General features: G+C 45.5%; 23 protein-coding genes. 3 read left to right on the plus strand and 20 right to left on the minus strand.

Going from position 1 to position 23,821, the window contains the following annotated elements; translation table 11 throughout:
- Window positions 1-956 precede the first annotated feature (956 nt).
- Complete coding sequence (locus AB6D80_RS17065) at window positions 957-2,585, minus strand: ABC transporter ATP-binding protein (protein WP_102249927.1); 1,629 nt, start codon at window positions 2,583-2,585, stop codon at window positions 957-959.
- Between the two features lie 12 nt (window positions 2,586-2,597).
- Entirely contained in the window at window positions 2,598-3,092 is a 495-nt protein-coding gene (locus AB6D80_RS17070; protein ID WP_009846166.1) for a hypothetical protein, read from the minus strand.
- Window positions 3,093-3,332: 240 nt separating this feature from the next.
- Between AB6D80_RS17070 and AB6D80_RS17075 the strand changes: the two genes are divergently transcribed.
- Window positions 3,333-5,693, plus strand: coding sequence for a Lon protease family protein (locus tag AB6D80_RS17075; protein WP_009846167.1), 2,361 nt, complete (start codon window positions 3,333-3,335; stop codon window positions 5,691-5,693).
- Between the two features lie 187 nt (window positions 5,694-5,880).
- Here the strand turns inward: AB6D80_RS17075 and AB6D80_RS17080 are convergent, their stop codons facing one another.
- On the minus strand, window positions 5,881-6,627 hold the full coding sequence (locus tag AB6D80_RS17080; RefSeq protein WP_009846168.1) for a flagellar brake protein: 747 nt from the start codon (window positions 6,625-6,627) through the stop codon (window positions 5,881-5,883).
- Window positions 6,628-6,942: 315 nt separating this feature from the next.
- Here AB6D80_RS17080 and AB6D80_RS17085 point away from each other — a divergent pair, with 315 nt between their 5' ends.
- Both AB6D80_RS17085 and AB6D80_RS17090 read left to right on the plus strand, forming a co-directional pair.
- The gene (locus AB6D80_RS17085) at window positions 6,943-7,227 is read left to right on the plus strand and encodes a GNAT family N-acetyltransferase (protein ID WP_029223001.1); all 285 of its coding nucleotides are present in this window, start codon (window positions 6,943-6,945) and stop codon (window positions 7,225-7,227) included.
- A gap of 10 nt (window positions 7,228-7,237) precedes the next feature.
- The gene (locus AB6D80_RS17090) at window positions 7,238-8,398 is read left to right on the plus strand and encodes a phosphotransferase (RefSeq protein WP_371708291.1); all 1,161 of its coding nucleotides are present in this window, start codon (window positions 7,238-7,240) and stop codon (window positions 8,396-8,398) included.
- A gap of 82 nt (window positions 8,399-8,480) precedes the next feature.
- On the opposite strand, the gene dsbD is transcribed toward AB6D80_RS17090, so the two are convergent.
- The 17 genes from dsbD to AB6D80_RS17175 are packed head-to-tail and all read right to left on the minus strand — an operon-like array spanning window position 8,481 to window position 23,810.
- Window positions 8,481-10,277, minus strand: a complete 1,797-nt coding sequence (gene dsbD, locus AB6D80_RS17095; protein WP_371708290.1) for a protein-disulfide reductase DsbD — start codon at window positions 10,275-10,277, stop codon at window positions 8,481-8,483.
- Window positions 10,274-11,197 carry an FAD:protein FMN transferase gene (locus tag AB6D80_RS17100; RefSeq protein WP_371708289.1) on the minus strand — a complete coding sequence of 308 codons (924 nt, stop codon included), beginning with the start codon at window positions 11,195-11,197 and terminating at the stop codon, window positions 10,274-10,276. The genes dsbD and AB6D80_RS17100 overlap by 4 nt, the downstream gene beginning before the upstream one ends.
- Window positions 11,187-12,413 carry a DUF3570 domain-containing protein gene (locus AB6D80_RS17105; RefSeq protein WP_017083026.1) on the minus strand — a complete coding sequence of 409 codons (1,227 nt, stop codon included), beginning with the start codon at window positions 12,411-12,413 and terminating at the stop codon, window positions 11,187-11,189. The genes AB6D80_RS17100 and AB6D80_RS17105 overlap by 11 nt, the downstream gene beginning before the upstream one ends.
- A 51-nt stretch (window positions 12,414-12,464) precedes the next feature.
- Complete coding sequence (locus tag AB6D80_RS17110; protein ID WP_017107673.1) at window positions 12,465-12,962, minus strand: DUF4266 domain-containing protein; 498 nt, start codon at window positions 12,960-12,962, stop codon at window positions 12,465-12,467.
- Window positions 12,962-13,426 (minus strand): TlpA disulfide reductase family protein, encoded by a 465-nt coding sequence (locus AB6D80_RS17115; protein WP_065105139.1) that lies wholly within the window; start codon window positions 13,424-13,426, stop codon window positions 12,962-12,964. Before AB6D80_RS17115 ends, AB6D80_RS17110 begins: the two co-directional genes overlap by 1 nt.
- Window positions 13,427-13,483: 57 nt before the next feature.
- Window positions 13,484-14,707, minus strand: coding sequence for a VWA domain-containing protein (locus AB6D80_RS17120; protein ID WP_371708288.1), 1,224 nt, complete (start codon window positions 14,705-14,707; stop codon window positions 13,484-13,486).
- Window positions 14,700-15,263 (minus strand): tight adherence pilus pseudopilin TadF, encoded by a 564-nt coding sequence (tadF, locus tag AB6D80_RS17125; RefSeq protein WP_371708287.1) that lies wholly within the window; start codon window positions 15,261-15,263, stop codon window positions 14,700-14,702. Before tadF ends, AB6D80_RS17120 begins: the two co-directional genes overlap by 8 nt.
- The gene (locus AB6D80_RS17130; protein ID WP_004732812.1) at window positions 15,250-15,699 is read right to left on the minus strand and encodes a TadE/TadG family type IV pilus assembly protein; all 450 of its coding nucleotides are present in this window, start codon (window positions 15,697-15,699) and stop codon (window positions 15,250-15,252) included. The genes tadF and AB6D80_RS17130 overlap by 14 nt, the downstream gene beginning before the upstream one ends.
- Complete coding sequence (locus AB6D80_RS17135; RefSeq protein WP_102497085.1) at window positions 15,699-16,439, minus strand: lipopolysaccharide assembly protein LapB; 741 nt, start codon at window positions 16,437-16,439, stop codon at window positions 15,699-15,701. Before AB6D80_RS17135 ends, AB6D80_RS17130 begins: the two co-directional genes overlap by 1 nt.
- Window positions 16,436-17,287, minus strand: a complete 852-nt coding sequence (locus tag AB6D80_RS17140; RefSeq protein WP_371708286.1) for a type II secretion system F family protein — start codon at window positions 17,285-17,287, stop codon at window positions 16,436-16,438. The genes AB6D80_RS17135 and AB6D80_RS17140 overlap by 4 nt, the downstream gene beginning before the upstream one ends.
- Complete coding sequence (locus tag AB6D80_RS17145; protein ID WP_371708285.1) at window positions 17,284-18,198, minus strand: type II secretion system F family protein; 915 nt, start codon at window positions 18,196-18,198, stop codon at window positions 17,284-17,286. The genes AB6D80_RS17140 and AB6D80_RS17145 overlap by 4 nt, the downstream gene beginning before the upstream one ends.
- Entirely contained in the window at window positions 18,198-19,541 is a 1,344-nt protein-coding gene (locus AB6D80_RS17150) for a CpaF family protein (protein ID WP_371708284.1), read from the minus strand. The genes AB6D80_RS17145 and AB6D80_RS17150 overlap by 1 nt, the downstream gene beginning before the upstream one ends.
- Window positions 19,541-20,701, minus strand: coding sequence for an AAA family ATPase (locus AB6D80_RS17155; RefSeq protein ID WP_371708283.1), 1,161 nt, complete (start codon window positions 20,699-20,701; stop codon window positions 19,541-19,543). The genes AB6D80_RS17150 and AB6D80_RS17155 overlap by 1 nt, the downstream gene beginning before the upstream one ends.
- A complete protein-coding gene (locus AB6D80_RS17160) occupies window positions 20,698-21,321 on the minus strand; it encodes a CpaD family pilus assembly lipoprotein (protein ID WP_371708282.1) in 624 nt (207 codons plus the stop codon). The genes AB6D80_RS17155 and AB6D80_RS17160 overlap by 4 nt, the downstream gene beginning before the upstream one ends.
- 7 nt (window positions 21,322-21,328) lie before the next feature.
- Entirely contained in the window at window positions 21,329-22,726 is a 1,398-nt protein-coding gene (locus tag AB6D80_RS17165) for a type II and III secretion system protein family protein (protein WP_371708281.1), read from the minus strand.
- Window positions 22,719-23,600: a Flp pilus assembly protein CpaB gene (gene cpaB / locus AB6D80_RS17170; RefSeq protein ID WP_371708280.1), complete on the minus strand. Its 882-nt coding sequence runs from the start codon at window positions 23,598-23,600 to the stop codon at window positions 22,719-22,721. Before cpaB ends, AB6D80_RS17165 begins: the two co-directional genes overlap by 8 nt.
- Window positions 23,601-23,630: 30 nt before the next feature.
- Window positions 23,631-23,810, minus strand: coding sequence for a Flp family type IVb pilin (locus tag AB6D80_RS17175; protein WP_371708279.1), 180 nt, complete (start codon window positions 23,808-23,810; stop codon window positions 23,631-23,633).
- Window positions 23,811-23,821: the final 11 nt, after the last annotated feature.

Below are 23,821 nucleotides of genomic sequence, written 5' to 3' on the forward strand. Positions count from 1 at the left end.
ACTACACAGGCCGTAAATGGGTTTGTAATAGTGGTTACCGACAAGATGGAAACCGTTGTTTGAAGATCACCGTACCTGTGAATGCCAAAATTGACTACACAGGTCGTAAATGGGTTTGTAATAGTGGATACAGGCAAGAAGGTGATCAGTGTATAGACTATTAAATGGCCAATCGAGCTTGTTCCATGGAAAGTAGTGAACAAATTTCAGCGCTAATATTTTAGCGCAATTTATGATCAAACTTTATCACTCTGAGTGTTGTATATGACCCGTTTCAGGGGCATTTATGATCAAGCTATATTATCCACTGACAGCTTCTACGACTCTAAACGGACAGGCATTGCCAGCTGGGGGAACCATGTGGCTTGCAGGGACAAACTGCAGGATATGCTTAGTGGATATTATCTGAGCAAGGAAACGACTGGATTGATGGGTTTTTAGGCTAATTTCTGATCAAGATACAGGTGCTAACCATCTATCCAGTTGGAAGCTCCAAACCATCATGTGTATTTTAACCTCTTTCCAGTCTTCCAGAGTGACTCAGCACTCGGTCATTTTCGATAATGCATATAAAGCCTGTTTTAATGTAATCAGGCAAAGTATGCACTGTACGAAGGTATATTAATTGGCAAATTTGCCTTATAAAAAGTTATTCATGAATAACTAATATTAGAATTCCTGAAACTCTTTTCTGTCCAAAAACGAGTTGAATGAAGCCGCTCTGCGACTATTACCCGACTACCAGCTAACCCTGTTTAAAGTCCGTCAATTATAGCAAACCTTCATAATCACTGAGTTGATTTTTCATATTCGCCAGAAACGAAAAATGCCGCATCCATGCGACATTTTTCTTTTGGCGGCCAAACCAGTTTTGCTATATCCATTCTAGATTTCAATCCATTAGGAGATTATTCAGAATGTACTTATAAGACGCTGTTAATCTTGATTAGTTCCCTTTACGCGGCATTTTTTTTCGATTTATTTTCTAAGTCGAATGACGCTGCGATTAATTTCTTGGTGTAGTCATTTTTCGGTGCATTGAAAATCTCTTCTGCAGACCCTTCTTCCATCACTTCACCTTTCTGCATCACCAATACACGATCCGATAAGGCTTTGACTACCGAAAGGTCGTGGCTGATGAATAGGAAGCCGATATTGTGCTTGGCTTGAATGTCTTTTAGCAGGTCAATCACCGTCAGTTGTACTGAGCGATCGAGTGCTGAAGTCGGTTCATCCAATAGAATGAAAGATGGTTCAAGAATCAACGCGCGAGCAATCGCAATACGTTGTCTTTGTCCGCCAGAGAACTCATGCGGATAACGGTTTATTGAATTCGGCTCTAAGCGAACTTCAATCAATGCTTTGCGCGCTCTTTCTAAACGTTCTTGCTTGGATAGATGAGGTTGATGCACCGTTAAACCTTCAGTGATGATTTCCCCAACGGTCATGCGTGGTGATAAAGAACCATAAGGGTCTTGGAATACCATCTGTACATCTTTCTTGAGCTTGTGACGTTCTTTATCGGTTAACAAACTCACATCTTGGCCTTTGTAAACAATACGTCCGGTACTTGGCAGTAAGCCGATCAGTGCGCGTCCTAGTGTTGACTTACCTGATCCGGATTCACCAACAATACCCAAGGTTTCGCCCTGTTTAAGATTCAACGAAATGCCTTTTACGGCTTCGAAGTACTGACTTTTACTCTTGATGAAATGTGATTTAACCAAGAATTGAACTCGGATATCGTCAGCAGACAATAGCTCTGGGGCTGACGCCTCAACAGGAACCTTAGCGCCTTTAGGAATCGAGTTAATCAGCATGCGTGTGTAATCGTGTCTTGGATTCTCGAATAAGGCTTGAGTCATCCCTTCTTCAACTAGCTCACCTTTGCACATCACCAGAACACGGTCGGCAAAGTGTTTCACTACACCGAGATCATGGGTAATGAACAAAATCGCCATGCCCATCTTGCTTTGAATTTCTTTGATAAGAGAAAGCACTTCAGCCTGAACCGTTACATCTAAAGCCGTAGTTGGTTCGTCTGCAATCAGAATGTCTGGTTCATTGATCAGAGCCATTGCGATCATGATGCGTTGCAACTGGCCGCCTGAAAACTCATGTGGGTATTTTTTGTATGCTTGTTCTGGCATTGGCAGATGCACAAGGTTGAAAAGCTCAAGCACACGCTGCTTCGCTTGAGATTTCGATACATTACGATGACACATAATGGCTTCAGCCACTTGTGTGCCCACGCGCAGGTATGGGTTGAGAGAGGTCATTGGTTCTTGAAAGATCATTCCGATCCTGTCACCACGAATTGACTGCATCTCTCGTTCAGTCTTTTTGAGTATCGACTGACCTTCAAATTCGATTTCCGATTGAGCATCAATAATGGCGTTGTCAGGAAGCAAACGCATCAAAGCGTTGGAAGAGACAGATTTACCAGAACCCGATTCGCCAACAATGGCCAAGGTTTCACTAGAATTAAGAGTAAAGTTAATCTTTTTTACCGCATCAATGATTCCATCATTGGTTATGAATTTAACGGAGAGATTATTAACTTTAAGAATGGCCCGGTCCGACATGATATATCCTTATCAATTTAAGACATTAGGTGAAGATTGAACTTCTGAAGTGGTTTTAAGTTGCCCAAAATGGTGATGAGCGCGTTGAATTTGTTCTAGCTCGAGCATCCAATGTGAGCTGCGCTGAGCACTGCAAAATGCGATCAGGTGATTGAGTAAATCTTCGCTCTGCTTTTCCAATAACCTAAAGGTACGTTGAATCAACTCTGTACCTTCAAGAGAGATAAATTGCATCAATGCATAAGATTGGTTCAAGGTGTCGAAGGCTTGTTGCTGTTGCCCTAAACGATTGAGAATCTCTGATTGAGCGACACTGGCGTCTCTAAGGCCTGAAATTAAGCAAGCAAACTGGCAGGGTTTGATGTCACTTTGGTATGCCGCGTTTTGGATGTGATGAGGAAGAGAGGTGAGAACATCATTATAGAGGCGCTGTGCTTCGGGCCAATGACCTTGTTCCATTAACTGTTCAGCTTTTAGGTAGTGCATCCAGCAGCGTTCAATTTCCATGTCCACATCCTTAATTTTAAATATCCTAAAATGTTAATGATATTTATTATCAATTGCAAATTAAAATCATTCACATGCTAAGTTGGTGAATTAAATCTCTCGTTATTGCTAAAAACGGGGTAAATTGTGTGTTATTTGTTCAGTTGAACAGCTGTGCAGCGTAAGTCACTAAATTTATAGGTAATTACATCTACACTGATTTTATCTACACCCAAGTAATGAAGGACTAAGGAGGCGGCGATGGCGATGCAAAGACTCAATACAGAACAGCTGTATAAGGTAGCGGAACTCGATAAGCTACCATGTAAGTCGACCAAAGAACTGGCTCCAATTGACGAAATCGTCGGGCAAGAACGTGCACAAAAGGCCGTTGAGTTCGCGATGTCAATTAAGGAAAAGGGTTACAACATTTATGCGATAGGTCGAAATGGTCTGGGTAAACGCACCATGATCTTGCGCTACCTAAACCGACACCCTCAAGAAGTACAGGAGCTTTTTGATTGGTGCTATATCGCGAATTTTGAAGACATTCGTACACCTAAGGTGCTGAAATTGCCTCGTGGTGTTGGCAGCAGCTTGAAGCAAGATATTGAAAAGCTGATGCGTAAGCTTCTTAAAGCAATGCCACTCGCATTTGATAACGAGATGTACTTTAACCGCGCTGACCGATTAAAAAATCAGTTGGCCGCTAAGCAACAAGCGGCGTTAGAAGCGATCAGTCAAGAAGCAAAAGATAAGGGCATCAACCTGACGATCACGACTCAGGGTGACTACCAATTTGTCGCGATGAATGGCGATGATCTTCATACCGAAGAGAGCTTCGACTTACTCACGCCAGAAGAGCAAGATCAATTCGATAAAACCATTGATGGATTGGAAGTCGGGTTGCGCACCATTTCTCGTGAACTGACTGAGCTTGAAGAGACGTACACAGAGAAAGTTCAAAAGTTGAATGATGATACGGCGCGAGACGTTATTACCCACTTCATCAAGCAGTTGAAGCAAGATTACAGCCAATATCCTGATATTAAAAAGTACCTGACAGCACTGCGTAAAGACATTGTCGACAACGCAGATATTTTCTTAGAAGAGAGTACAGAGCAAGCAGAAGTTGCGACCGCCTCTTTGGATAAGAAAATGCCACGTCGCTACAAGGTGAACGTGATTGTGAGCCAGAAGGAGGAGACTCTGCCGATCGTGGTGGAAGAGAATCCAAATTATCACTCTCTGTTTGGTTATGTCGAGACGGCAACGTTCAAAGGCACCGTATTTACGGACTTCTCTTTGATTCGCGCAGGTAGCTTACATAGAGCCAATGGCGGCGTCTTGCTGATGGATGCGGTCAAAGTACTTGAACAACCTTATGTATGGGAAGGCTTGAAGCGCGCGCTGCGTTCGCGTCAATTGAGCTTCACGTCATTAGAAAAAGAGGTCACGTTAACGGGGGCGGTATCACTTGATCCTGAGCCTATTCCATTGGACGTTAAGATCATCCTGTTTGGTGATTATCGAACTTATCAACTACTGCAACATTACGATGCGGAGTTTGGTGAATTGTTCCGTGTGACGGCCGATTTTGAAGATGAGATGAAGCGTACTGCGGATTCTGAAATGCATTACGCACGCTTCATTTCAAGCATCGTGCACGACAACAACATGCTGCATTGTGATCGCAAAGCGATTGCTCGCATCATTGAGCACAGTTCTCGTCAGGCGGGTGACCAAAGTAAGTTGTCGTTGCACTCGGCACACATTGCCAACCTGCTTCGTGAGTCAAACTACGTGGCGAAAGGGGCGAAGTCGAACCTGATTCGTGCTACGCATGTCGACCAAGCGCTATCTAACCAACAGATGCGTGTCGGGCGACTGCAAGACAGCGTCATGGAAACCTTCACCAACGGTACAACACTGATTCATGTGGATGGTCAGGCGGTTGGGCAGGTCAATGCGCTGTCTGTACTCAGTACGACTGATCATATGTTTGGCGCACCGAACCGGATCACGGCAACCACGGCTTATGGTGACGGTGAAGTGATTGATATAGAGAGAAACGTAGACCTAGGTGGCAGTATTCACTCGAAAGGGGTGATGATCTTATCGGCTTACCTTTCTTCGGTATTTGGTAAGACAGCAAAAGTACCGCTTACTACCAATATCACTTTCGAACAATCGTATGGTGGCGTCGATGGTGATAGCGCGAGTATGGCCGAGTTCTGTGCGGTAGTGTCTGCATTCTCTAAGCAGCCGAACCGTCAAGACATCGCGATTACCGGCTCGATGAACCAGTTCGGTGAGTCCCAGCCTATTGGTGGTGTGAATGAGAAAATTGAAGGCTTCTTTGATGTGTGCGAAATCAAAGGACGTTCAAATGAGCAAGGGGTGATCATCCCACGTTCAAATGTTCACAACCTGATGCTGCGTAATGACATCGTAAAAGCGGTTGAAAAGGGCGAGTTTAATATTTGGGCTATTGACCATGTGACCGAAGCGATTGAGCTGTTTACAGGCAAAGCCGCCGGTGAGGCGAGTGACGAGGGGAGCTATCCAATCGATACTATCTTTGGTATCGCTCAAGCTAAACTGAACGCACTGCGTAAATAGTCTAATATCTATAGACCCAGCTAGCTTTTTAATTAGATAAGTATTTGAAAGTTAGACAGATAGACAAAACTAAAAAGCCATCGACATAAAAATCGATGGCTTTTTTTGATTGCGACTTTGCTCGCTATTGAGTCGTCTGCATCTGGTCTGCTTACGGTATTCGGTGAAAGCAATGTGCTAAATGACTTTACCTATTTCGCAAACAGAGCTTGGTGCCATCGAACTTCAGCTTCGCCAACAAGTGCTTGGCATTAGAGCGGCCAATATCATCAAATTCTACCCCGTATCGAGCGTAGTGCGTTGATTTTTGGAGATTACAGATGATGCCTTTCAATGGCGGTATAAGTGGGCCATTGTAGTTCTCAGGTGTAACTTCAATAGATACTCGATCGGCAATTTGAATCGCACGAGAAGTCGGTGAGGTAACAAAACGACAACCACTTTTCGATAAGTCTCTAATCTCACAGTTTGCTCGTTGATCGTTGAAGATGATTCTGGAAGCTAAGTTCACCTCGTAGCGTGTCTCTTTACGCAGTTGGGTTACTTGCATCGAGCTTGGTGTTGAAAGCACAAGTATAGGGAAAGGATCTCCGATCCTATGGTGAATTTGGCTTTTAAAGTGGATAAGAGCGCCTTCTCCTCGCAGAGAGTATGCACGGGCTGTCATCCAAAAACCTTCTTGAAAGAAAAAGCTCAGATCATCGTTGGATACGTCGGGAACCTCAACCACAATGCAGTTATCACTGTGTGTACCGATAAATTTGGTGGTGGCGAGAAACTTAGTACCAACTGGAGTCGATACATTTAATGTCAGTTCACTGCCGTGCTCTATCATGGCCAGTGCATCGGTGCTATTTAACGTAGAAACGGTGCGGTTACGAGGATCTTGAAGTGCCTGATTATGCTCCAAAGGCTTCTTCAGTGGTGCGTTCATTATATGTTCTCCATGCGCCAACATGCGTCTGTTTGTTATATTGGTAACTTGCTATTAAGGGGCAAATACGTGCTAGATTTAGCAGGTGCAATTACATAAATTAAGTGCAATTACATAGACTAGGTAGATGTACTCACATAGATTTATAGAGTGCCTTTATCTTTATTGATTCGTTATTAAGCCGATGGCACAGAGTTATTTACTTTGTTTGTAAGTACTTAGTTCTATTTGTATAAGCTTGAGTTAGTCTATTACAAGGAATGAATACTTCAAATTTTTATTGTTTGTCGTATCAATTATTTTCAGGAGTTGAGAATGCAGGCAACAAAATGGGATCAAGATGCGAACCAGATCACAGTTGAGCTAGCACCCAACCAGTTCGCGGTTGTTAAGTATCAAAAGGATGGAGATGTACTACATATCACATCGACACGTATTCCTGATGAGCTTCAAGGTAAGGGCTTCGGTAAGGTGATGATGGAGTCGGTACTGACTGAAATTGAACAAGCAGGTTTTAAAATTGTACCAATTTGTAGCTATGTGATTCACTATATGAATAGGCAGCCACAGTGGGCACACCTTTTATCCGATAAAGCATAGTAACGAGTATATGTCTCAATCAATATCGTCAAAAAATATCGCTCAACCGATAGCGAATTCAAGTCAAAATCAGCCAGAGCTTTATCAACAAAAGTTTTATCAAAATGAGCTTTATCAAAAAATAGCGGCCTCACTGGGTTGTCATCAAGGGTTTGATGTCCAGGTAATTCAAAGCCTATGGGGCGGGTATGGTGAATTAGTTCGTTTGGTTTTTTCTAAAGACAGGCGTTCTTCATTCAACAGTGTGATTGTTAAACATGTCGCATTGCCAGATAAAGCAGAACACCCAAAGGGTTGGAATACCAAACTTTCTCATCAACGAAAGGTGCACTCTTACCAAGTTGAGACCGCGTGGTATCAGTCGTTTACCCAACAGTGGGATGAGCGTTGCCCTGTACCTGTAGGGCTGCAATGTGAGTTGCAAGAGCACGAGTGGCTGATTGTGATGCAAGACTTGGCCGAAATCGGTTTTCCGTTAACTTCTCAGTTTGATGTGCTTGCTGCTTTTGATGATTCAGCAATCCAAGATACTCAGTCTGATCTGGCGTCTGGTTACACACTAGAAGAGCAAAACCAACGCGATGCTTGCCTTAAATGGCTCGCTAACTTTCACGCAAAGCACATCAATGTAGATCAAGAACATTCAGCTTCATTGTGGCAAGTCGGCACATATTGGCATTTAGACACGCGGCCTGACGAGTTAAACGCATTGGCTGATTTATCGCTTAAGAGCCAAGCGCAGCACATTGATAATCTATTAAGGACGTGCCCATATCAAACCTTGGTACATGGTGACGCCAAGCTCGCCAACTTCTGCTTTGATTTAGACAGTGAGCGCGCTGCTGCCGTTGATTTCCAATACGTTGGGCGTGGTTGTGCGATGAAAGATGTGGCCTTGTTCATGAGTAGTGCTGTGAGGCCGCAAGACTGTGCAGAGCTTGAATCAGAGATCTTGGAGGCTTACTTTCGATACTTGAAAGCGGCACTCATGCACTATCAACCACACCTTTCGTTCGATGATGTTGAAGCCGCATGGCGACCAATGTTTTACGTGGCATGGGCTGATTTTCAACGTTTTGTCAAAGGTTGGAGTCCAGAACACTGGAAGATCAATCTGTATACTGAGCAATTGACTCAAACGGTGATTGAGCAGCTAGAAAGCCCAGAATAAATTGCCTTATATCTGTAAACCACAAAAGAAAAAATCGCCCAATTTATGATTGGGCGATTTTGATTTTATCTAGCGTGTGTTTTTAATTCGTTAGGCTATCAGCTTCTGTCGTTCGTGTGTAAGCGAGCTTATTGGCAAGTTTGAGTTTGTTATTGAAGCCCTCTTTATCAATATCCCCCATGACTCGCGCAGGCTCTATTTCACCGCTGGCGGGTGAGTAAAAGAAAATCGCTGGAGGGCCAAATACATTCTTATCATTGAGCCATGCCATTTGCTCTGGAGAGCTTTCTGTCACATCAAGTTTTATTGTCTTCCACTCTTTAAGTTTTTGGCTCACTTGTTGGTCGTTGAACACGTTGGTTTCAATCACTTTACAAGACACACACCAATCTGCGTAAAGGTCGACTAGCATCTTTTGGTCACTGCTCGCTGCGGTCTGCAACTGTTGTTCTAGCTGAATAACAGAGTCTGTTTTTTCAAAGGGAGTGATCGCAATGGATTGGACTGACTCCCTGTTTTCTAGTGGGTTCAGAGGATCGGTATTACCTAAGAAAAATCCGACAAATAGAATGAGGCCGTAACCCAGTGGCAACAAAGCAGAAAACTTACGAGTACGCGCCCAACCCGGTTGTGCGGCTTCTAAAGCACCGAAATGCACACCGGAACCGATAGCAAGCAGCGCCCATAAGATCATAATAATTGATGGAGCAACAAAGCGGCTCAACAGGACGATAGCAACAGCTAACAGCAGCACGCCAAACACTTGTTTAACTGAAACCATCCACGCGCCACTTCTTAATAACAGACGCCCGCCACTTGCGCCGATCGCGATAAGCGGTATGCCCATACCAAGCGCCATAACGAACAGAGTCGCTCCGCCAAACACCCAGTCTTGAGTTGTTGAGACGTACAGTAAGGCACCAGCCAATGGAGCACTGACACAAGGTGACACAACCAAGGCTGATATTGCGCCCATGGCAAAGACACTGGCGATCTTACCGCCTCCAAGCTTGTCTGAGCCGCTGTTGAGCTTTTGCTGCAGGGCGGCAGGCAGTTGGAGTTCATAGAATCCGAACATCGCCAATGCGAGCAGAACAAAAACCGCTGCAAAGCTACTTAACAACCAAGGCTGTTGCATCGCGGCTTGCAGGTTGACACCTTTTGCCAAGGTGGTGACTAAGATCCCCGTCATGGCATAGCTAGTCGCCATACCCAGAACATAGGAACTGGAGAGTGCCGCACCTTTCTTGCCTGTCATCGCTTTTTCGCCACCGATGATGCTAGCCAAAATCGGAATCATCGGCAGTACACATGGCGTTAGGGACAAGCCTAGACCAAGCAAGAAGAACACAAGAAGCGCTTGTAACTTACCGGCTTGGGATAGGAACGAAGATAAGCCATTCGTATCCTCACTGATCTCACCTAGGGTTTGATATAGAGAGTTTGATGGCTCCTCAACCAAGGTTTCAGCTACGGTTTCGAGCATCGGTAAATCGAGCACTAACTTTTGCGGCAGGTAGCAAAGTCCTTTGTCTGCGCAGCCTTGATAACGCACGGTGAGTTTCCCACTTCCTGAGTAAGGAACAGTAACGGTAACGGGCTCGTGAAACACGATGACGTTACCAAAGTTAGGATCCTCTTTCTTTTCACCTGGCAGCGAATAACTCGGTTCTAACGTAGATAATGACGACTCACCTTTGAACGAAAATCGAGATTGATACAGGTAGTAACCCTTGTGGGTATCAACGCTGATTACCGCGCCTTGATCTGTGGCTTCCCAAGTTACGGGGAAAGCTTCTTCAACAGGAAGAAACTCGTTTTCTTGAGCATGCAAAAAGCCGCTAAACAATAGAATTAACGTAAGTAGGTAGCACTTCATGGATGAAGGAACTCCGTGTTTTGGTGAATGTGTAATTGATCGTCGATGTAGATAACAGCGCTGTCTTCAGGTACTGATATGTTGGGGTTCAATGTCAGTGAAGTACTGAGCACGCCTGCTTCTAATGTGGACGACGAGATAGCGGTAACAGAAAGGATCTTCTGCTCGACATCTTGCTTTGACAGAATATGAGAGGTGGTCTTGTCACCAAATTGCACTTGGCGTTCACTGTGAGCTGAGGTCGTGAGCGCTGCGTTCGTTAACGGAACGGCGAAAAATGGGGTCTTGTTGTCTCTTGGATCTAAGACAGCAATGTTAAATGCCGAGCCATCCGGTTTGGTTCCCAGCGCATAGATGTCACCGCCAAAATTCACTAACATCGACGTCGCGCCGAGCTGTTTGCCGATCGCTACGGCTTGGTCGATGGCGTACTCTTTGATGACGCCGCCAAAATCGAAACGAGTACGGGAATCAGGGACGTGTAGCCTTGTCTTTTGTAGATCGACAGTCCCTTTCAGCTCCCACGCTTGCTTACCCAAAGCAGAAGACAGGGCTTGGAAAGCATGACTGTGCAACATCTTCGGCTTTTGTTTTAAAAGATGTTTGATGCTGCCAACCGTAGTATCAAAGGTATCGAAGGTCAGTTGACTTAATCGGTCGAGGTGTTGGAAAACCTCAGCAGATTCAGAATCGAGTTCGACATCACATGATGCTCGCTGATTAATGTGCTGTGTTAGCCATGAGTCGTCGCAGTAGAAGTTATATTTGTCTTCCAATCGGCGTGTGTTTTGCTCTATCTCAGTCGCTATTGCTGTTGCGCTTGCCTCTGGAATGTTAGCCAAATCCATCGACAAAATTTGCACTTCACACGGTACGGTCATGGCATGAAAGCGATGTACAAAGGGCAGGTTAGAACTCATAGGTTGCTCCAACAGCCCACCACTGTGCTTCAAAACCGTTGCTTTGTTCGTAGTACGCAGCAAGCGCATTTAAGCGTAACTTCTTATGTACCTTGATACTCGCACCTAGTTCATAGGCATTGGCCGTGAAGTTGCCTAAGCGAAGGTCTGAAGTCGCGTAGCCTGACGATGCAAAAGAAGGATCGGCACTACTTGGATCGCGATAGAAATCGGCTGCATCTTGCGTGTACCAGAAATAGCCCGGTGCCAAGGTTAACCATTCACTCACTCGCCAAGATAATTTGCCGCCTAACTGGTGAGACATTACGCCCCAATCATCCATAAACCATTTGTATCTTGGTCGGATTTTTAGACTGTCGGACAATGAGTAAAAAGCTTGGATATTAATACCGCCAGAGAGTCGCGTATCTGGTCGAGAGTCTTGCCCCAAGAACACTTCATCGTCATCGATTTTACCGTCGTCATTGATATCGACTTCACGCAGAACCGTTAAATAGTGATTGCTCAAATAGCCACTTCGGTAACCCGTGTAAGCAGTAAAAATGCTGTATAGATTCGGCGTGAAGGTTTGTGATAATCCGGCTTCTAAACTGCCCGTAAAAATGTCTTCCCAGCTTTGGCTGTTTGATGAAGCCAGCGAGTATTTGCCGAATGCTTGAGTCTGATCGAAAAGGGCAGAGCCCCCTAGACTGTAAGAGCGGTTTTTAGTGCTATCGGCATAGACCAAACCTTTGGCGTTAATGCCAAGGCTTTCATAATCTTCTTCTTGAGATGCGTTGCCACCTAAGGTCCATTCATTACGTAAGGTGTCGCGATAGGTCGCGCTTAAGCTGATGGATTTTCTGGTGTCTTCAAGGCCTACTTTTTGGATTTCATAGCCACTGCGATGAGGGTCGTAGCCTGCACGAATAACCTCGTCGGTTTTATTCTGTGCCTGTTGAGTTTTTAGGGCGCGATTTATCTGGTCGGCATTCGAAGCAAGAGGTGTCGTTGGTCCCCACGCTGGTGAGGCGCCAGAAACACTGTCGTAGCTTATTTCTGCGTTGAGTGTCCAATCTAAGCCGATACTTTTTTCAATCGAAACCATGGTGTCATTGGCTGATACTCTGTCATCGTATTCCTCATAGCTCAGGTAATGAACAGAGATATGATCTTCAGCTAATGCCACGTTAGCCACTGCCGCTGCACTCAGCAGCGTAATTGGTAATTTTTTCATTTTGTTCTTATTTTGTTTTTTTAAATACTGATTTGTTCATTGATGGAGCGGTTAGTTACAACCACAGCCACCGCCACCAACACCACTGCCGCCGACGGAACCTTGTTTGTAAGCGAAGACCTTTTCAGAAAAGACGTCGAATTCAGGCACCGGGCCACCGGGTTTCATCTCTTTTTGAGCCAATGTGCCTTTTTCCCAAGGCTTTACAGGTTCAATACCAAGAAACTCATCAACGAAAGCCAGAGCAGAAGGTTTGTTGCTTACTTCTTGTGCTTTCTGTTCGATAACCAGTTGCTTTGCCTTGGGTTTCACCATTTCAATATTTCGTCTGGTTGCACGTTTCGCTTCTGGGTTTGAATAATCACCGCCACTTGAATAAACGGTGCTGGAGATGATCTCTTCTTCAATGATTGGGCCTTCGTTTTTTCCGCTATCGTTGGCTTGCTGTTCAGCGGGCTTCTTTCCTAAACCACTAAGATCGAGTTCAAGAGCCGCATTAGCAGTCATTGGAATAGCGAGTAGCCCAACAAGGGTGGCTTTGATTAGCATTACAGTTGCACTCCCATCTTGGTGAGGTCGTCAGTAATGACGTCGCTAATGTGGTTGATGGCACCAAAACGAATCTTGATAACCTTGCCTTGATAGATGTAATAAAGCGCTGGCATGCCGATCGGCTTGAACTCGGCAATTAATGCTTGTTCAGGGTCGTTAACAACAGGGAATTCCAGTCCGAGTTGCTTTTGAAACGCCAAGCCAACCTCAACATCTTCATCAACGTCCACGCCTTTAAACGTGACACCAGTGCCTTTGAGTTCGGTGTAGAGTTGATTGACTTCCGGTAGCTCTTCGCGGCAAGAGACGCACCACTCTGCAAAGAAGTCGATAATGGTCAGTTCATCGTTGTTAAGTTGCAGTTTCTCGATAACGTCTGGTGATAAAGAATCGCCTTCTTGATAAGCCAATGCGGGTAAAGAAAGGCATAGCGCCAATAACGCTAAGGCTCGTGTAAACATGTTGTTCTCCATTGTTTTTAACTGTGTTTAAAGTTCAGTGTTTCTAAGTAAGTTCTGTTAATTAGATGCTTGAGTGAGTTTGATGGTTGCCGAGTATTCAACGGCTAAAATGTCGGAAAAATACTCGTTGAGTTGGGTGGTATTCGTGGCACTAAACACACGTGATGGGTTCCCTGCACAACGCTCGAATTGGGCGATTCGAGATGAGTTGACGCCATAGCCGATGAAGTTCATTTCGATGCCATATTGATTGATTGCGGTAGTACAGAACCCTGCGTTAACCAGTTGGTCAAACGTGTCTCCTTCGTCAGCACCGTCGGTGAAGAGCACTAGCTTTCTTCTGGTTTCAGGTACTGTGCTGACGTTGATTCCCCATGCTTGTTGCCAGCTAGGGATCAGTTGTCTCACTCCCCATAACAAGCCGTGAAAAGAGCGAGTACCGCCATTTGCTGTTAGGCTGTTTATCGAGTTTCGGACGCGAGAAAAGACGCTGGTTAATGGCAGCATTGGTGAGTCTTGGTTACAGTCGCTTAACCATTGACTTGGCGGTGTAAACTTCACAGGGCGTTCTGAGTGCAGCGTCGCTAAGTTGTCGACCGTCAGTGCTGCAGAGAAATTGCCATTGCGATAGCTAAGCCCATCGATACAGTAGATACCGGCCGCTTCTTTGGATAACCAATGTGGGCGCTGCGCTGCGACTCCAGAGTCGAAGGGAACGATTGAAATTCTTACAGAATCCAAATCGTTAGCGTTATTGCTCTGAGATTGAATCGTATTCAATGCATTGGATAAAATGGATTTCAACGACTGGATGTTTGAACCCATCGATCCAGACACATCAAGTACCAATACCAGCTCCGTTGGAATCGAAGAGTGCTTGCTTTCAACCACACCTTTATAACCACCACCTGTCGCCGTTACCTTGTTTGCATAGCTCTCATATTTGAAGTTGGGCAGTAAGGGTGATAATGAATAACCTAGGCTAATACGGCATTCTGAGCCTATGATTTCTGGTTTTAAGCCACTCACGCCTTTTAGGGTTGGCTTATAGTACTCTTGGTAAGCCAACATCATTGGGTGTGTGGCTGTATCAGCAAAAGCACACGCTAATGCGGCCGAATCGGCGGCTTGCGCTGCTCGGTTTGAAACCATTACTTGAGCCGAGATCATCAGGGTGCCAACGGCAATGAAAAGCGCTGGAAACAGTAACGCCAACAATGAAATGGTCATGGAGCCTTGCTGTTTTTTAAGCGCAATGCTGCCGAATATTGGTTTAACCATAATGCTTTCCTATCACGGCTGATGAACTTGAGAGTGTTTTAGGAAGATTGAGTCGCTTGTAGTCAAACGGTGTATTCACACATAAAGTGAGTTGAACCAAGGTGGATGGTCTTCCAACTAACGCAGGGTCGCCGCTACCCTCAACGATAAGTGCCTTTAGTTTCTCGATGGGAGGAGTGTCGCTTTGACAGATGATCCCGGCATGGATGTGCTTGTATTCCCAGTTCGAAGCAGTGGTATTAAATACACGGCTTTCAAGTACCAACCCAATATCGCTGCGCTTGATGTCTTGCGGAAGATAACGTTCGGCGAGATCGAGAAGCTGATCCTTTAACGTATTAGGTAATCCGTTTGGGCCTTGCTCTGGTTTCAGTTGCGTTAGTGAAACGGCGTTGACTAGGTTATATGTCACGTTGTCGAGCTGAGTCTGTAGGTTGAATAAGCGGTAGGTAGCAACAAGCCCCCACAAAATGATCATGAGTGCGAGTACAACGAAGGGGAATTCAATCGCTGCTGAACCCGCTTGTTTTTTTCGAGGTGTTTTATTTGTTGTCATAACTAACCAGTACCTTTCTTTTCAAGGTTGTCATGTTGCCGATAGACTCAGAAAACTGAGTTGATAGATTAGGTAATAAGGCAAATGAAAATGAGTAAGACACCTTGTACTCGCCTAACACTGCTCTGCTTTTGGATACCGGTTTCTCATTAACTAAATCTGAGAAGTTTTCGGCGTATAGCGGCGATGGATCCAAGACGAGCTTGCTCTTATCTATCAGTGGGAACTTTGCGATAGTCTCGGCAAAAGCTTGGTCTGAAATAGGGCTAATCGGCCGTGTCTTGGCCTCACGAACACCCGCATTAACGGCTACATCAAGGATGATGTTGACCAACAGCAGGCGGCAGATCTCAAAGAAACCGATGATCAGTATCAGGAACGGTACCACCAACATTGCAAACTCGACGGTCTGCGCACCTTTTTGACGTGAGAGCATCACTGTTCTCCTTGCTCTGTTTTAGCAGCAAGCTCTTGGTAATACAGACTATTGTTGGCGAACTCAGGTTGAGATAGATGTGCACGAGCGATACTTTTCGCGGACGCACTGTCTCCAGAAAGCGCATAAGCCAGTGCTAGATTGAGTTGCAGTTTTACGCTCGCTTCACCTCGGACAAAGATCGGGTGCAGAATTCGAATCCCTTGCTCTGGTTTACCATCGAGTATCCAAGCCATGGCTAAGTTGTTGCGATACTCATTACTGGATGGCATCAAGCTGAGGGCATGAGAGTAAGATTCACGCGCTTTTGAATACTGCTTATTGAGCGAGTAACTCACGCCTAAACTGTTTTGGGCGACATCATCAGTTGCGACTAATCTGACAGATTCTTCGAGAGCGGTTGTGGCTTGTTTAAGCTCACCGAGCGCCAACCAAGCTCGGCCAAGTTCTCTGTAAATCGCGCTCGATTGATTAAGCTCGATACCACGCTTTAGATAATGCAGCGCCTCATCATAACGACTGGCTTGATTCGCAGCAGACCCCATTAGCAATAGTAACTGTGGGTCATCAGGCTTCGATATCAGCATCTTTCGGTACAGATCCATGGCACTTTCTGGTTTGCCATTCATCAGTGCAACCTCGGCGACTTTCATATCTTCAGAGGTCTCTTTTTCAACGTTATTCGTTGACTGACAGCCCACCAAAATCAGCGCTAAACCCAAGAGAACGATCTTGTTCATAAGCCCCCCAGAGTTTGTTTAAGGGATAACATGATTGGCACGACAATAATGCCCACGACAGGTAGCATGATGAAGACCACTAAAGGGAATGACATCTTGGCTGGTATTTTTCCTACCCACTCTTCAAGCTCTAAGAAGTGATATTGGCGGCTATCAGAGGCAATCAGCTTTAACGCTTCAGCGAGAGGTGTGCCGTATTGAAGCGATTGATTCATGGTGGTCACAATATTGTTGATGTCAGGAAGCTGGACTCGTTTGTCTAGGTTTGAAAGTGCCGTTTGTGGTGAATCAAGAACCGATATCTCAGTCGCAGTGAGTAGCCATTCGCGTGACAATGCTGGAGAGATCGCACGCATCTCTTCACCGACACAGCGAAATACCGCTTCGAGTGTTAGGCCTGATGCGACACATACCACCATCAGATCGACGGCATCAGGAATAACGCGGCTAATTTGCATTCGGACTTGGTTCACACGCCAATCTAGAATGCGGTCGAACAGGATGCCAACCACAATGGCGATTGCGATACATTCGGCCACAGAGTTCATGTTAAGCACTTGGATTCGAGTGACATACCAAGCAATAGATCCCATCACCATCGTCAGTAGTCTTAAGCCAAGAAAATAGAACTCTGCATTAGGACTCAACCAGCCAATGAGGATTAACTTCTGGCGTCGTGGTTTTGCACCTTGGAAGCGCCATTTACTTGAAGCGGTGGTGTACTTAGAGGAGTAGCTCGATACGCGAGTCAGTCGTTCAGCGACAACATCTCGTTTGAAGGAAGACAAGTGTGCGACAACTGTGAGTAGTAGTGCACATCCCAACAGAAGCAAGGCAACATACATCATGATGAGAACCTTCTGTTACAAGTCAGAGCGTTCAAAATGAGTGTGCCTGAGCTGATGCTAATGACGGCGTAGGTTAGTACCCGCTGTCCCGACTCTGTGTTGAACAATTGGACTATCATGGCGGGTTCCATCAAATAGATACCACCCAATAACCCCAAGGGTAAGATAGAAAGAAAGAGGGCTGTCATACGAGGCTCCGAGGTTAAGCTCTTGACCTTTTTTCTCATCGCTCGATTGTCATGCATGGTTCTGCTTAAGCTTTGAAGAATGTCGCGCAGTTGGCCACCATTCGATTGATTCAGGATCAACGCGACCGAGAAGTAGCGGAAACTGCTGTAAGGAAGGCGAACGCATGCATCATCGAGGCTTTGTCGAAGGCTTAAACCGAGCGTTAAGTTATCGCGAATATAGGAGAACTCACGTCCTAATAGCCCTGGTTGGGTTTCTGACACTTGTTCAATCGCTTGTGGGACTGAGAGCCCCGCAGCCACCGCTCTAGAAATTAAGCCAAGTACATTGATGATGCCTTGTTCGAACTCTTCTACCTGCATTTTTCGGCGGTACATCACCAAGGCACATGTGCATACAACCCAAAGTCCAACAGCGGAGAAAAGTTGATGATGCATTGCCAGTTGGGGAAATAACATGTGGCCTGATGCTGGGAAACCGATAGCTGATAAGACAATAAAGTACTTATCCCAAACTGGCAGCAATGCACTCATTCGTAAAAAGAAAGCATGCAGTTTGTTGCTACGTTGGTGGTTGATTTTTTTGATTGAAACGTCAGCTGTAAGCGAGCGTTGACTGCCGCTTACCAACAATAAGCGCTTATTGACGATAGCTTGCTTTGAGCTCAACCTGATTAACCCGATCGCGACAAACAAAACAAAAACAGTGAGAACTAGGATCATCAGGCTTCAAGCTCCATCGCTACTCTTAGTTGAGCATCGAGTTGATGATACTTGGCTTTTTCATTGAAGCTTGGTACGCACTTAGCACTCTTATATTCGCCAATCAGGTTGCCTTGTTGATCTTCCGATAACAGCTTGAATTTGAACAAGTCTTGGGTGATGTATTGTTCTCCTTCTAACCCTTGCACCTCGGTGATCGAAACAATGCGTCTTTTGCCATCACGCATTCTTTCGACTTGTATAACGACATCGATGGTGTCTGCGATTTGGCGGCGCAATGAGAACAGAGGCAGAGTCGCTTGGCTCATCATTAACATGTTTTCCATACGAACGAGTGCGTCAGTCGCCGAGTTTGCGTGCAATGTACACAGTGAACCATCATGGCCGGTGTTCATTGCCTGCATCATCTCAAAGGCTTCATCACCACGAACTTCGCCTAAAATGATGCGATCTGGTCGCATTCGTAGAGAATTTCGTACCAACTCTCGCTGGGTAATCGGCGTTAAGCCTTCGGCATTGGCTGGGCGAGTTTCAGCGCGCACAACATGAGGCTGTTGTAGACGCAGTTCTGCGGTGTCTTCAATGGTAATGATGCGTTCTTGAGGTGAAATGCTAAAAGACATCGCGTTGAGCAGTGTGGTTTTACCTGCACCAGTGCCTCCCGCAACAAGCACATTAAGGCGTGAGCGAACAATAATATCGATAAGCTTAACCATCGATTTCGACATTGCGCCAAACTGAGCCAATTGGCTGAGTGTTAGCTTATTCTCATTGAATTTTCGGATGGAAATGTAGGTTCCATCAAGCGCTAGCGGTGGGATCATCACATTGACACGGCTACCATCATCCAATCGAGCATCGACTAATGGATTCGATTCATCGATTCTTCGCCCGACCTTGCTGACGATGCGTCGCGCTAGGTTGAGAAGTTGTTCTTCATTACGAAATTGAAAGGCCGTTTTTTGCAATTTTCCTGAGCGTTCTACGTAGACTTCACGGTACCCATTGACCATGATGTCGGTAATGCCTTGGTCTTCAATTAAGGGCTGCAGTGGGCCTAATCCTAGAAACTCATTGAGCAATTGTTCCACTGAATGAGCGACATCTTTGTGACCAAGTGGTAACTGCTTAGAGACCACGATATCTGACACCATTTCGGCAATTCTAGCTTCAAGATCGGGTGCGCTTAAGCTCACTACAACCGATGGGTCGATCGCCTTGATGACCTCTTCATGAATCACATGATAATGCTCACGAACTGAGGGTGTTGATGTTAGGGCTTCATGAGACCGAGCTCTATTCGTTACAATCGGATCTATGGCTTGTGTGTTCTGACCAAACATTATGCGCCTCGCTTCCAAAAACGGCGGTTGCCTTGTTGCGGCTCACCAGTGACTAGTTCAAGTAGAGAGTTAAACGCGAGCTTCACTTTCCTATTGCCTTTATGGGCAGGCTGACCAAGCGATGACTTGCTCAAGAAATGGTTTGGCAAAAATGGAATCATGACGTCTACAGATGTACCAAGTGATTTCTTAACATCATGGGCTGAAATAAGGGATGCTGAATCGGACTTACAATGGTTCAACACCACAATGGTTTGCGAAGCTGCTTGGTTTTGAAGTCGTTTGATTATCTGGCCTGCATTGCGAATGGAGCTGAGTGTAGGTTCAACCACAATGATTCGAATATCGGCACTTTTAAGCGCTTCAAAGCCAACCAGGTCACGCAATGAATAGGTCGGGATGTCGATCAGTAAGTAGTCTGAACTTTGCAGGCAGAACTTTGTAAACTGATCGAATGCACTCTTTTGTGGCCAAAATGGTGTGGTGTCTAAAGGTAGATAACCGGTAAAGAGCGTGTGCTCGGGTGACACACTGATCCCACTGCGCTCAAATACGAGAGGTTCTAATCTTTCTGGGTATTGTAAAAGCTCTACCAACGCCGTGTTGCCTTCGACATTGAGTAGCAAATCCAAATCACCCATCGAAAAATCGAGGTCCATACTAGTTACTCGTTTATCGAGTTCGGCAAGCTGCTGCGATAACGTGGCTATAATGGTGCTGCTTCCTGAGCCACCTTTTGCACTGACAATGGAAACGATTTTTTCATTTCGTTTTTCGTTGTTGAGTTGCAAAGCAGCAAAGGAGACGTGTTCAAGATCTTGTGGTGTCACTGGGTTGACTAAATAGTCACTGGCACCGGATGCGAGCATTCCACGGTAAGCCAAAATTTCGGTTGAATGACCAATCGCGATAACTTGGCACCCAGTACGTTGTATTAAATGCTGAACAACCTGTTTTGATTCTGGCAATTCGCTATTCAATACATCGAGGAAGATGGTTTTAACGTCATTTTTAAGTACCTGTCTCACCACGTCATCTTCTTGATTCGAAGAGGTTGTGATGTTGTTGATACCGAAATCATTCAGTGTGTATGTGAGCGCTAATGTATCGAGTTGCTCCGATGCCGCGATCAGTACCGTTAAGTTGTGTACTTGATTCATTGCGAACCTCCTAGCGTGGTATTCGAAGAACCAGAGTTTGTCTGTTGGTTTTGTGCTGGTGGTGCAAAGTAGTTATCGATGCTAGACACCGCTTTTTGTCCTTGTGCACTGTCGATGGGTTGACCAACAATCAGGTCTTTTGGATTTGCGACCATTTGCGCCAGTGCGCTGGCATTCGCACAGCCAAAATTGCGCTGAGTACGATAAGCGTTGAGTGTGGTTCTTGGTGTTTTACCCGCGTCACATGCTGTTACTTCGGCACGATAAGATTCAACAAAAATCGTGAGATCACCTTTACCTTGTACCGATGGATTAGATACTGAAATTTGAGAAGGGTAGAGGCCTGACTCGATCAGATGAAGCCTAACTTTTTCACTTTGGCTTTCTCCTTTCTGAGTCGTATTTTCAATCTTGACCATTAAGTTGGATAGCGTACCTAGACGAGCAATAAAATCAGAGATGTCATCTTTCTCTTGAGCCGATAACGTTTTACCCGACAGTGTTAAAGTCAGCTTGTTTGTCACGGACACCACATCCACAGAAGGTTGTTGGGTTGTAGGCGTTGGCGCGCAACCCGCAAGCGCAATGAGAGCGGGCAGTAATAAGGATAATTTGTTCATGATGTCCTCAGTAGTAGAACCCGTTGTCACCCAGTAAGCGAGGCTTCTGGTTGTCGGTGTATGTGTCTTGACTAAACGTTCTTTTACGTTGAATTCTCGGCAGTGCCAGTAATCGTTCAACATCACTCAACGGGATTAAACCATCGGTTGGGAGTGGCATTGAGTCCGAACGAGTCGGTTGAACTAGGTAAGCCGTTACAATGATGATCAGCTCTGTTTCTCTACGAGTGAATTCAGTCGAGCGGAACAGGCTACCGAGAACCGGTATTTCACCGATAAGCGGTACTTTTTGTAGCTGTTCAATGTCTTCCGATTTCAATAACCCGCCTAAAGCGAAGCTCTGCCCACTCGCCAATTCAATGGTGGTGGAGGCGCTACGAGTGGTAAAAGAAGGGAAGTTAGTTCCGTGTATCACTTGTTGGCTTTCGATTGAGACATTACTGACCTCGGGGTTCACTTTTAAGCTGATACGGTTTTGGCTGAGCACGGTTGGGGTGAAGTTCAGTTTCACACCGAAATCCTTGTATTCAATCTGAGTGGTGTCAGCCGTAATCAGTGGTAGCGGTACTTGCCCACCCACCAAAAACTCAGCATCTTCACCTGACATTGCGGTCAAGTTAGGTTCAGCAAGCACAGACATCATGCCGTTGGTTGCTAGCGCATCAATCAGAGCAGTAATGCTCGGCTTGCCCCAACTACTGACATTAGGCAGCTTTGAAAACGAAAATTGCCCCACACCGCCAGCGACTGAACCCCATTTGATGCCCAACTTATTGGATACATTTCTTGAGACTTCAGCGATTTTTACACGAATGTTGACCTGATTTGGCATGGTGACAACCAATTGATTGATCAGCTCATCATCATTGGGTTGAGTCTGCTGATTTTGATTGGTTGAATTACTGCTGTTGTTACTGTTTCCCTGTGAATTCGAGCTCTCTTGTTGTTCGGTAGAACCGACAATAGGGGATAAGTAGCCTTTCGCGAGCGATACGATATTGTGTGCCATCATCGGAGAGGGAACACGACCTTTAAGCCATAACTTTCCACCCAGAGATTCAGCGTTGACTGACGCTTCTGGGAACTTGTTTTTAACCAGTTCATTGAACTCATGGCTATTATGCGTGACGCGAATCTTGTTGGTATAAATCACGCGTTCTTGTTCATTCAAAACGGTGATCGTAGCGCTGCCCGCTCGCTTACCGAATATCATCACCTTGGTATTGGTTAAGGTTTGGTAATCAGCGATATGGGTGCTAGAGATGAAAATGGATTTCGCTTTTTCAGGTAAGCGAATCATTCTCGCCTCATTGATCGTGACATCAAATGTTGATGCTGCAGATGCAAAAGAGACACATAGGCTTGATAGCAGGAGAACACCCCACCAACGACAGATATTAGCCATTGTTATCAGCTCCAGTATTAGTTTTAACAGTTTTATTTTCGGCTCTAAATTCCACTAAACCCACGTCAGGTAATACCTGAGTTGTGTCTGGAGAAATGACTTTTAGCGTCACGGCATTTGCGTGTTGAGGTTGATCTTGAGCCTCGTTTTGCCCGCGTAATACAAGCGTTAACTTTCCTAATTGTTTCGCAAGAACCACTTGGTTTGCTTGTTCGGGCGTCACTTCTAAAGAGACACTGCTGTCGTCAGGGATACCATCTTCGAAACCATTCGATTCCCGAGCCTTTTGATAAGATTCTGCCGTTTGCTTGTTATTAAATGCCAAGACTCTTGCGTCATGAACTATCGTTGTAACGTACAATCCTTGAGATGAATTGCCATAACGAAGTAGCTCACCATCTTGTGAACCGAGTAGGAGAATATCCACTCGGTCGCCCGGCTCAATGAAGCCTGAATTAGACGTGACTTGATCGACAGGGACTGAAATCGCGCGATAGCCTGGTTGTAACTTCAATGAGAGCGAGTAGCCACCTTCGGGTTCGGTAATGTCGGCTTTCGACAATATTGAGTCTTTGACGAGTTTGGTGCGTGCAAGCCCTGACATCGTGTGGTCGGCAGAAATATCTTCCGGTGCCACGTGGTCGATGTAGTTCTCTAACTCTTGCTGTGGAACTTCTTTCCATCGAAACGAGTTTGGCGTGTAGGTTTGGCCTATCTCAATCGTACGAGTTGGAACCAGCACTTTGACCGTTTGCTTAGCGGCTTGTTTAGAAGAGGTGGTCGCAGACTCGCTATTGGTTTGGCTCAACAGTAAAACGGACAATCCGAGCACCGAGCAAAATAACGACAGCAACATGAGTCGCTTAGCAGTCATAACTATTCCTTTAATTTACGGTAAACGGGCTTATTCTGATGTTTGAGCGTTTTTGAGCTGATCGACGACAGTTTGGTAAGCGCCAGTAATGGCTTCGGTTAGATCACCATTTTCGCCGCCTACAAAATTAAGCAAGACCACAGACATTGCTGCTGCGAGAATTGCGTATTCGATAGCGGCCGCGCCGCGCTGCTTTTTCTTGTTCAACATGTTGTTATTTC

Origin of the sequence: Vibrio sp. 10N.247.310.17, from assembly GCF_041466605.1 — a bacterium.
GTDB classification, from domain to species: domain Bacteria; phylum Pseudomonadota; class Gammaproteobacteria; order Enterobacterales; family Vibrionaceae; genus Vibrio; species Vibrio tasmaniensis_A.